The organism is Natronomonas aquatica (genome assembly GCF_024449025.1).
Lineage (GTDB): Archaea > Halobacteriota > Halobacteria > Halobacteriales > Haloarculaceae > Natronomonas > Natronomonas aquatica.
On record NZ_JAHLKM010000057.1, the window covers coordinates 1 to 7,925 of the forward strand.

Annotated in this window: 9 protein-coding genes and 2 tRNA genes; 6 read left to right on the forward strand and 5 right to left on the reverse strand. The window is 57.4% G+C overall.

Annotated elements, in window-relative coordinates:
* Positions 1 to 220: 220 nt before the first annotated feature.
* Positions 221 to 1,498 carry an RNA-guided endonuclease InsQ/TnpB family protein gene (locus KM295_RS16455; protein ID WP_256031417.1) on the forward strand — a complete coding sequence of 426 codons (1,278 nt, stop codon included), beginning with the start codon at positions 221 to 223 and terminating at the stop codon, positions 1,496 to 1,498.
* A gap of 109 nt (positions 1,499 to 1,607) precedes the next feature.
* Here KM295_RS16455 and KM295_RS16460 read toward each other — a convergent pair whose 3' ends face one another.
* Positions 1,608 to 1,955 carry an ArsR/SmtB family transcription factor gene (locus KM295_RS16460; protein WP_256031419.1) on the reverse strand — a complete coding sequence of 116 codons (348 nt, stop codon included), beginning with the start codon at positions 1,953 to 1,955 and terminating at the stop codon, positions 1,608 to 1,610.
* Positions 1,956 to 2,237: 282 nt separating this feature from the next.
* Between KM295_RS16460 and KM295_RS16465 the strand changes: the two genes are divergently transcribed.
* Positions 2,238 to 2,504, forward strand: a complete 267-nt coding sequence (locus tag KM295_RS16465; RefSeq protein ID WP_256031422.1) for a hypothetical protein — start codon at positions 2,238 to 2,240, stop codon at positions 2,502 to 2,504.
* A 724-nt stretch (positions 2,505 to 3,228) separates the two neighbouring features.
* Here the strand turns inward: KM295_RS16465 and KM295_RS16470 are convergent.
* Together KM295_RS16470 and KM295_RS16475 are read right to left on the reverse strand one after the other, a co-directional pair.
* Positions 3,229 to 3,299 (reverse strand) — tRNA-Gly (locus KM295_RS16470).
* A 70-nt stretch (positions 3,300 to 3,369) separates the two neighbouring features.
* Positions 3,370 to 3,903, reverse strand: a complete 534-nt coding sequence (locus KM295_RS16475) for a thermonuclease family protein (RefSeq protein ID WP_256031424.1) — start codon at positions 3,901 to 3,903, stop codon at positions 3,370 to 3,372.
* Positions 3,904 to 4,043: 140 nt separating this feature from the next.
* Between KM295_RS16475 and KM295_RS16480 the strand changes: the two genes are divergently transcribed.
* The 3 genes from KM295_RS16480 (at position 4,044) to KM295_RS16490 (ending at position 5,918) form a co-directional block, all read left to right on the forward strand.
* On the forward strand, positions 4,044 to 4,871 hold the full coding sequence (locus KM295_RS16480; RefSeq protein WP_256031427.1) for an NAD+ synthase: 828 nt from the start codon (positions 4,044 to 4,046) through the stop codon (positions 4,869 to 4,871).
* Positions 4,872 to 5,005: 134 nt separating this feature from the next.
* Positions 5,006 to 5,674: a DUF7114 family protein gene (locus KM295_RS16485; RefSeq protein ID WP_256031430.1), complete on the forward strand. Its 669-nt coding sequence runs from the start codon at positions 5,006 to 5,008 to the stop codon at positions 5,672 to 5,674.
* Between the two features lie 172 nt (positions 5,675 to 5,846).
* Positions 5,847 to 5,918 (forward strand) — tRNA-Thr (locus KM295_RS16490).
* Positions 5,919 to 6,004: 86 nt separating this feature from the next.
* On the opposite strand, the gene KM295_RS16495 is transcribed toward KM295_RS16490, so the two are convergent.
* Positions 6,005 to 6,337 (reverse strand): hypothetical protein, encoded by a 333-nt coding sequence (locus tag KM295_RS16495; protein ID WP_256031433.1) that lies wholly within the window; start codon positions 6,335 to 6,337, stop codon positions 6,005 to 6,007.
* A 305-nt stretch (positions 6,338 to 6,642) separates the two neighbouring features.
* Between KM295_RS16495 and KM295_RS16500 the strand changes: the two genes are divergently transcribed.
* Positions 6,643 to 6,960 (forward strand): hypothetical protein, encoded by a 318-nt coding sequence (locus KM295_RS16500; RefSeq protein ID WP_256031436.1) that lies wholly within the window; start codon positions 6,643 to 6,645, stop codon positions 6,958 to 6,960.
* Between the two features lie 36 nt (positions 6,961 to 6,996).
* On the opposite strand, the gene KM295_RS16505 is transcribed toward KM295_RS16500, so the two are convergent.
* Positions 6,997 to 7,827, reverse strand: coding sequence for an ATP-binding protein (locus KM295_RS16505; RefSeq protein WP_256031440.1), 831 nt, complete (start codon positions 7,825 to 7,827; stop codon positions 6,997 to 6,999).
* Positions 7,828 to 7,925: the final 98 nt, after the last annotated feature.

Genomic DNA, 7,925 nt, shown 5'->3' on the forward strand with positions numbered 1-7,925 from the left:
TTGTTGCCATCACCAACTACGAGCGAGGAAACGAACCGGGCTGCGAGAAGCTATGAGATGGATTCTATGACACGCTCACACTTGTGCTTGTTTAGCTGATTGGGCGAGAAGCCCCCATCCTCAAGGAGCGACCGAAGTGAGCGAGTAGGATGGGGATGAATCGCCCTGCGGGGACAACTTACACTTAAGTATCTACAACCTTATAATCGATATACTGCGCATGGATTACGTGCTCAAATACAGATTGTTCCCAACCACACGGCAGCGGGAGCTTCTGGACTGGGTGCGTAATACTGTGCGGCAAGTCTACAACCACGCGTTGCATCGGTTTAACCGCATTCCAGAGACAGCCGGGACCGTCAGACAGCGGGTGCTGCAAGTCCGGGATGAACTACCGGAGCTCAAAGACTGGTGGAGTGACCTGACTAGCGTGTACTCAACCGTGCTCCAACAGGCGGTTGAACGGATCGAGACCAACATTAACAACCTCGGTAAGCTCCGAGACGCCGGGTATAACGTCGGGTCGTTGAACTGGAAAGCGCCACACGAGTACCGGAGTTTCACGTACCGCCAGCGGGGTTTCGAACTCGATGAGAAGAGTGGCCCCGATGGTCGTGGCATTCTCACACTCAAGAAAGTCAACGGCGAAACTATCGATGTCCCGATCCGGCTTCACCGTGATCTCCCAGACGAGACCAACGTGAAACACACCACGATCAAAAAAGACCGGACTGGAGCGTGGTACGCCTGCCTCAACGTCGAAGGAGACACACCCGACAAGCCAAAACCGTCCGAGATAGCCACTGAGGATACGGTCGGGGTCGACCTCGGGATTCTGACGTTCATCTACGATTCGGATGGCAGGCAAATCGACCGGCTTGAGTTGTCTGCCGACCGAGAGCGATTGGAGCGTGAGCAACGGAATCTCTCCCGGAACGAGCATGGCTCGAACAACTGGGAGAACCAGCGACAGATAGTTGCTGAAGTCCACAAACGGATGCGAAACAAGAAACAGGACTTCAAGCACAAGATAGCGGCGTTCTACACCCGTGAATACGATGCTGTCTTCCTTGAGGATTTGAATGTGAAGTCGATGCTAGAGGGCTGTGGAAACGGTCGGAATACGGCTGAAGTCGGCTGGCGCGATTTCATCACGATCCTCAAACACCACGGCAACAAACGCGGCTGTCATATCGTGGAAGTTGATCCTGAAGACACCACGAAAGAGTGTAATCGATGTGGTGTGAAAACTGAGAAGCCGCCGTGGGTCCGTGAGCACAGTTGTCCGAGTTGTGGATTTACCATCGACCGCGACTACAATGCTGCATTAAACGTCTGGGAGCGAGGGGTGCAGAAGCTAGGAGTGGTTCACTCCGAAGACACGCCTGTGGAGACTGGGACCGCTGTGGAGACAGAGGAACCGGCCGCTGTTTCTGCAAGTACCGTCGTTGAAACAGGAAGCCCCTGCCTCAAGGAAGCCGCGTCAGCGGCTGAGTAGGCAGGGGTAGTTCACATGTAGTACCGATCGTCTTCTACCCGCGTAGAATCCCAGCCATCGACGAGTAACAGATCAGCTGATCGATGATCCTACGGAGGTGATCGGATGGTTACTGTGCGGTGTTTTGTTCTCCGAGTTGGAGTACGATCGATTCCGTGATCAGGCCGTAGACGGTCATTTCTTTTCCTTTCGAGGAGTGACGAGTTCCAACCGCATCGATCAGGCCGGCGGTTTGCAACCGGTCGAGATGATAACAGACGTTCTGGACGGATATCTGCATTTCAGTCGCGATCGCCGAGGCCGTTTGTGGGCCGTCATCCAGAAGGGAGACGATCTGGCGGGCGGTATCAGTCGAGAGGGTCTCGAATACCGTCTCGTCAGTAGTCAGTCCCACAGTTTGAACACTGCGGTCGATCTCGTTCGGGACGGATTCGGGCAACAATTCACTCACCGACATCTCAATCCCTCCGTGGGACTGAACGACCCATCTGCAGGGACCGATCGAGACACTCGGAGCGGCGATACTGGAGGTGGATGATCGATGTCACCGTCATCTTTCATCCGTATACACTTTCTCAACCAGTCTGTAAGCCATAGCTAAGTATCTGGATCGGGCCTCAACAGAGATCTAGCTATACAGAGTCCAGCAAATACCGGAACTGACGGCTCTGGGGATCCCACACCAGAGACGCCCGCTTATATTTCGGCCTTTCGCGACGCGGAGGTGGTTGCGAGGATCGTGACTGATAACGCTGGCGAATCGGTCCAGTCGCTCGTCCGTGTCTTCGAGCTTTCGCTTCTGCTGTCGTTGCTCAGTCACCTCATAGAACAAAAGTACGTCACCGGCAGCCTGATTCTGCCGGATCACCTCAGATCGTCTGACTTCGACTACTCGACTCTCCGATTCAACATCGACCCGATTGCCCTCGGTCAGAGCGTCGTAGACCGGTACGGCCTCGCTCACAGGGGTGGTTTGGAGTTCTGCACTGGAGTCTTCGCCCAGTAGATCCGCAGTCGCCGGGTTTTCGCCCAAAAAGGTCCCGTTTGGCCACACGAAGAGGTAGCTATCGGCCATTATTTCGATGGCCTGACCACAGCCAATAGGTACCAGTTCGAACAGCCGATACCGATGGCGCTTGCTGCGGGTGAGCCATCGGTCTTTCCACACGTAAGCCACTACGAAGACGATGGCAACCGCTGTAATCGGCAGAAGGCCCAGAAATTCGATCTTGTAGAACAAAATCGAGGTTCGCCCGTACTTGCCGTCTTGAGTGTCGCTGCCAACACCCAGACAGCGTCGCTGAATCCGAGAAGGCCGAACCTACCCACAAGATAACTCCAACTGCGTGTCTGGATGTACTGCCAGCAGTACCCCGCCACTCCGAGTGAGACGACCCCTCCCGACGCAAAGAGACCGAGTAGCGGGTGGTACTGCCACGTCAACGCTTCCTCACGTTTCGGGTGGTAATCCACGAGTTGCTCGTGATTGGGGTATGCTTCGGTTGGTCCCGAAACGACGGTGATTTTCTCGGGGAAAATCATCGCTTTCCTCCGGTTTGTATCAGTTTTCTATAATTTGTGATTCGTTCGAACCGGTATGGCTCCGCAATATTGATAGTCGCCATACTACGGTCGATTCCCGTGTTCGTGCTAACCGAATTGGCCTGTGATATTGGCCAGTCCTCCTGTATGTCACAGTCCAAAACCGCAGGAAGTCGAAGGGATCGGAGTGCGCCGTCCGGGAATTGAACCCGGGCTATTGGCTTGGGAAGCCAATGTCCTACCACTGGACCAACGGCGCCCGTTCGACGTTTCCGGGTGATCGTACTTCAACGTAGCGCCTTCGATCCGTCAGTGACGGGAAACCGTCGCTATCCATCGTACACTGCGTCGGGCCAGCGCTCGAGTACCGCTTCCGAAAGCCAGCGGCCGTCCATGTTGATATCACCGAGCCACCGACCGAACCCCCCTTTGCCGTTTTGCGGTGAGTCGTGCTCGTCGGGGAACCGCTCTGTGAACGGCCGGCGAGCCTCCTCGCTCCGGTAGACGAGCGTCTCCGCACCGGTAAGTCGGTTTTCGACGAACCGTTTCTGTTCGATTCCTCGTTGGTACTCGTCGCTTCCTTCCGGAACGCTGTGGATCTCCGCCGTGTCGAGATCGGTGATTCGCACCCGGATCTTCCGGCGGGTGTTGAGCCCGAGATCGACCAGAAGATCGACGGTATCGCCATCGATCACCTCGAGCAACACGACATCGTATTGTTGATCCGTTTCGGGGTCAGGACAGTCACAGGAAGCGGCCCTTCGTTCGCCGCTCGAGCGTCGACCGCGTCCGAGCCAGCCGATTGCGGTTCCGCCCGCGAAGGCACTGCCGGTAGACGCGAGGACCGTTCGACGTGTGGGCATACACTCGGGTAGGGGGACTCGAGGGTTATATTTTTCAGAGCCTGATATCAGTAGTAACTACGACGGAATAACAAAACAAACATTCATAAATATTGTATCGATGGGAGGTTATTAGTCCTACAGCCTCTAATACATTAACGATGAGTGATTCAGAGGCCCTGACGGAGAAGGCGAACGTCGAACTGCTGTTTTCGGAAGCGGAACTCGAGACGCGACGGCAACATATCGTCGACTTCATCGCCGAGATGGCCGACAGCGCCGGAGCTGAAGGCGCGGTGATCGGGCTTTCGGGCGGCATCGACTCGACGACGGTCGCGTATCTGGCATGCGAGGCGCTCGGTGCCGACGCGGTCCACGGACTCCTGATGCCCAGTTCGGTCAACCCCAAGGACGACGAGACCGACGCCGACCGCGTCGCGAAGGAGCTGGGGATCGAGTGCGATACCATCGCGATCAACCCGATCGTCGACGCCTTTGTCGACGCCGCGCCGGATCACGCCGCCGAGGACCGCATGGCGCTCGGCAACGTCCGGGTTCGGACCCGCGCTGTCCTGAATTACTTCGTCGCCAACGCCGAAAGCCGCCTCGTGCTCGGCACTGGCAACCGATCGGAAGCCGCGACGGGATATTTCACGAAGTACGGTGACCAGGCAGTCGACTGCAACCCGATCGGCAACCTGTATAAGTGCCAGGTCAGACAGCTCGCTCGAGCGCTGGGCGTTCCGGAGGATCTCGTCACCAGAACCCCCACGGCAGCGATGTGGGAAGGCCAGACCGACGAAGAGGAGATGGGCCTCGGCTACGACGAACTCGACGTGATCCTCGCGTTGCACGTCGACGGACCGCTGTCGAAACACGCGACGGTCGAGACGCTGGAGGTGCCCGAGGAAGCGGTCGATCGCGTCGTCGAACTCTACGAGACGAGCGCCCACAAGCGGGCGATGCCGCCGGCGCCGGAGCCGCTGTAGGGCTCTCCGGTCGCCGACCTCTCGGGGCGACGGATGGCCTGACCGGTAAGCCACGACTCGTCGAGAAACACTGGAGGCGAGCATATGTGGTTTCCAAACTGATTTCCCCCTTGCGCCCCTACCAAAAGCAGTAGATGGACGAAACCGCCCACGCCCGGGCCGCCTTTCGTGACGGGATCGGTGACATCACGCCCGAGGCCCTTCGTGTCCGTCTCGGCGGGATCCTCGAGACGGCGTCGATGACTCCCGGCGCGCTCACGGTGTTGACGGCGACATCCCTCGAGGGGTCGATGGAGGGGGAAAGTGCGGCACGGCGCGGCGCTGGCGTCCAGATGAGCTACGAGGGGCTGCGGCTCTCCCGGGATCTCATCCGGACGGACCCTTGGACCGGCGGCGATCACTCGGAAGGCGACCTGAACGCTATCGCGGCGGAGGTACTCGTCGCCCGTGGCTTCGAATATCTCGCCCACACCGCAGTCGCTGGCGACGTCGTGGCGGCCGTCCGGCGGTTCGGCCGCGACCAGACGCGCCGGGAGGAACCGAGCGCTGATCGGGCGGAGCTCGATCGGGGGCTCGAGACGGATTTCGTTCGGATCGCGGTCGAAGCCGGCGCCGACCTCGCGCTCCGTTCGGTCCCCGAGGAGATCGAATCTCTGGCCGAGGAGCTGGCGGTTGAGCTGGGGACCGAACCGCTGCCCGACGCGGAGGTCGCCCTCGCCGGACTCGACGATCGGATCGCGACCACGGTAGTGAGCCACGAAACCGCCCCACAGCGGGACTACTCGCGCTCGCCGGGAACGTGAGCGACTGAAGCGACCAGTCTCCGGGATCGAAGGTCAGGCCGAGAGACAGACCTGTCACGATTTCCTTCCTACACGTACGTTACGGTACGGCACGCCCGACGGCTTTCACCACATTCTTATACGGCTGTGCAGTAGGATTGAGCGCACAAAACGGGTGTACGCATCCGCTCGTGCCTGGGTAGCTTAGCGGTAAAGCGCGTCCTTGGTAAGGACGAGACCCCGAGTTCAAATCTCGGCCTAGGCTTCAGCCCTTTTCCCTAAAGCCCAAAACGACATTAACACGGTCTTGCAGATTCTCCCGTACACACGAGTATAGCTGGCTGATCGCGTCTATGCTTCATCGAGAACCTGTGCCCAGAGTCCAGGCAGATCGTCGATCTGCCGCCACCCGGCAGCCTCGTCCACGTCTTCCTCGACGATAGTGATTTCTTCGAAGTAGTCATCCAGTACTTCCGCGCGCTCCATCGCAAGCGGTGGTGAACAGTAGTCCTCTTCGATCCAGACCGCCTCACCGGTCTCCGGATCGAACCGAGCATTCTCCAGCGCCCGTGTCATGGCGCGCCCGAACGGTTCCATCGATTCGATCTCACCGCTATCAAGACGCTCGCGCAGTTCGGCGAGACGATGAACTTTCGGCCAACCACGCACGAACCGTTTAGCCATATTATGTTCTACGCTTCTTCTGATAATCAATCTCCGGCTGTCGAGGGTACTCTCTACGATTATAGAGATGCTTTGAACCCGATAGTGAGATAGCCGAACGAAGTCATTATCGTGCGTACCCAGACTCCTGTTTCCCGAGCAAAAGTAAGGATGATTTGCGAACTCTGGATCTATCTCTTGGATCGGGCGACATCTAACCGCTGAACGCGAAATACCACGGTGTCGTCGCTATAAGAGTCTCCTCTGGACGCTCGTGCGGTCACACCACCGACAATTCTTAGTCTTGGGGCATGCTATTGGGACACATGTTCAACCTCTTTGGCAATGATGAGGGTCATGACGACCGTGTGGAAGCTCAAGCAGATTTGCTCCGAGGACTCGGATATTCAGATGTCCGGGCAGATCACACATCAGAATACCCTGATCCCAAGAAACGAAACGGTCGAGTTCCCGATGTAACCGCTGATAGTCCATTTGGACGTGATCCCGTAGTCGAAATCGATACTGGGACGACCACCTCTAAACGCGATCAGCGCCAACTTGACGATCTCTCATCAGGACTTGACCTGGATGAGAGCCTGATCCAGATTGATGATGACGATCGGCTTTTCGGTGGTTGGTAAATCACTACCTTTCGAAGGCCGTTTGATACTCTTTCTCTAATCCAAGCTCTGAACGCCTGTCGAATCCCCTTCGCCAAAGTCGGCGCTTTCTGATTGTGTCGGTTCCCGCTGTCGCTGGTCGTACGCGTCAGCCCATTCTTGGACAACATCACGGCTCTCCGCACCATGTTCTGTAATCCGCTCTCGAACTTGGATCAGGGCAGGCGCATTCATTGCATCACCAGACACGACGGCTTGCCCTGGCGTTAATCCGGGTAATTCACGGAGCACGTCTTCACCGGCAGCCTCGACAGAGTTTTTGATGGCGTCTTGGTCGTTCGGATTTTTAATCTGCATCGAGATTTGCGTCCCGCACTGAGACAGTACGTCTTGGTCGATTTTCGAAGGGCGTTGGCTGATGATTCCGAGACCGAACCCGAACTTCCGGCCTTCCGAGGTGATTGTCCGCATAATCCCGAGTGATGGAGCTTCGCCCGACGCTGGTGCGAACCGGTGCCCTTCCTCGAACAGCGCAAAGATAGGGTGCTCAATATCCGAGTCGCGGCCCCGAACATCGTCAAGCCGTTCGCGGTACAACCGGCGAAGGAGCACCGTCGTGATGAGCTGTTGATCCCGCCGGTCTAACGTATCCATCTGCAGAACGGTACACTGGCCCGGATCCACGATTTCATCTAATGGGACGTTCTCGGCTGGGTCGAAGAGGTCGTTACGTTGAATCGACCGGCGGAGCCGCCACTCTAGTGCGCCGACGCTTGCGTCATCAGTACTGAACTCATTTTCCATCTCCACGACGAGATCGTCGATACCCCACGTGCGGCTTTCCCGGTTCTGCATCGCTCGCCAGGCGGTCGAGAGACGATCCTGCATCCGGTTGCTCGGATTATCCAAGATCGCTCATCTGTAGCAGTGAATACTTTGTAAGTGGAGTTCGTAACTGGCTCCAAGATGGTCAGCAGAGAGAGCGT

Excerpts from the sequence above, each read along its gene's own strand:
- KM295_RS16460 (WP_256031419.1), bottom strand. The coding sequence starts at position 1,955 with ATGTCGGTGAGTGAATTGTTGCCCGAATCCGTCCCGAACGAGATCGAC.
- KM295_RS16455 (WP_256031417.1), top strand. The coding sequence starts at position 221 with ATGGATTACGTGCTCAAATACAGATTGTTCCCAACCACACGGCAGCGG.
- KM295_RS16480 (WP_256031427.1), top strand. The coding sequence starts at position 4,044 with ATGAGTGATTCAGAGGCCCTGACGGAGAAGGCGAACGTCGAACTGCTG.
- KM295_RS16485 (WP_256031430.1), top strand. The coding sequence starts at position 5,006 with ATGGACGAAACCGCCCACGCCCGGGCCGCCTTTCGTGACGGGATCGGT.
- KM295_RS16475 (WP_256031424.1), bottom strand. The coding sequence starts at position 3,903 with ATGCCCACACGTCGAACGGTCCTCGCGTCTACCGGCAGTGCCTTCGCG.
- KM295_RS16495 (WP_256031433.1), bottom strand. The coding sequence starts at position 6,337 with ATGGCTAAACGGTTCGTGCGTGGTTGGCCGAAAGTTCATCGTCTCGCC.
- KM295_RS16505 (WP_256031440.1), bottom strand. The coding sequence starts at position 7,827 with ATGCAGGATCGTCTCTCGACCGCCTGGCGAGCGATGCAGAACCGGGAA.
- KM295_RS16500 (WP_256031436.1), top strand. The coding sequence starts at position 6,643 with ATGTTCAACCTCTTTGGCAATGATGAGGGTCATGACGACCGTGTGGAA.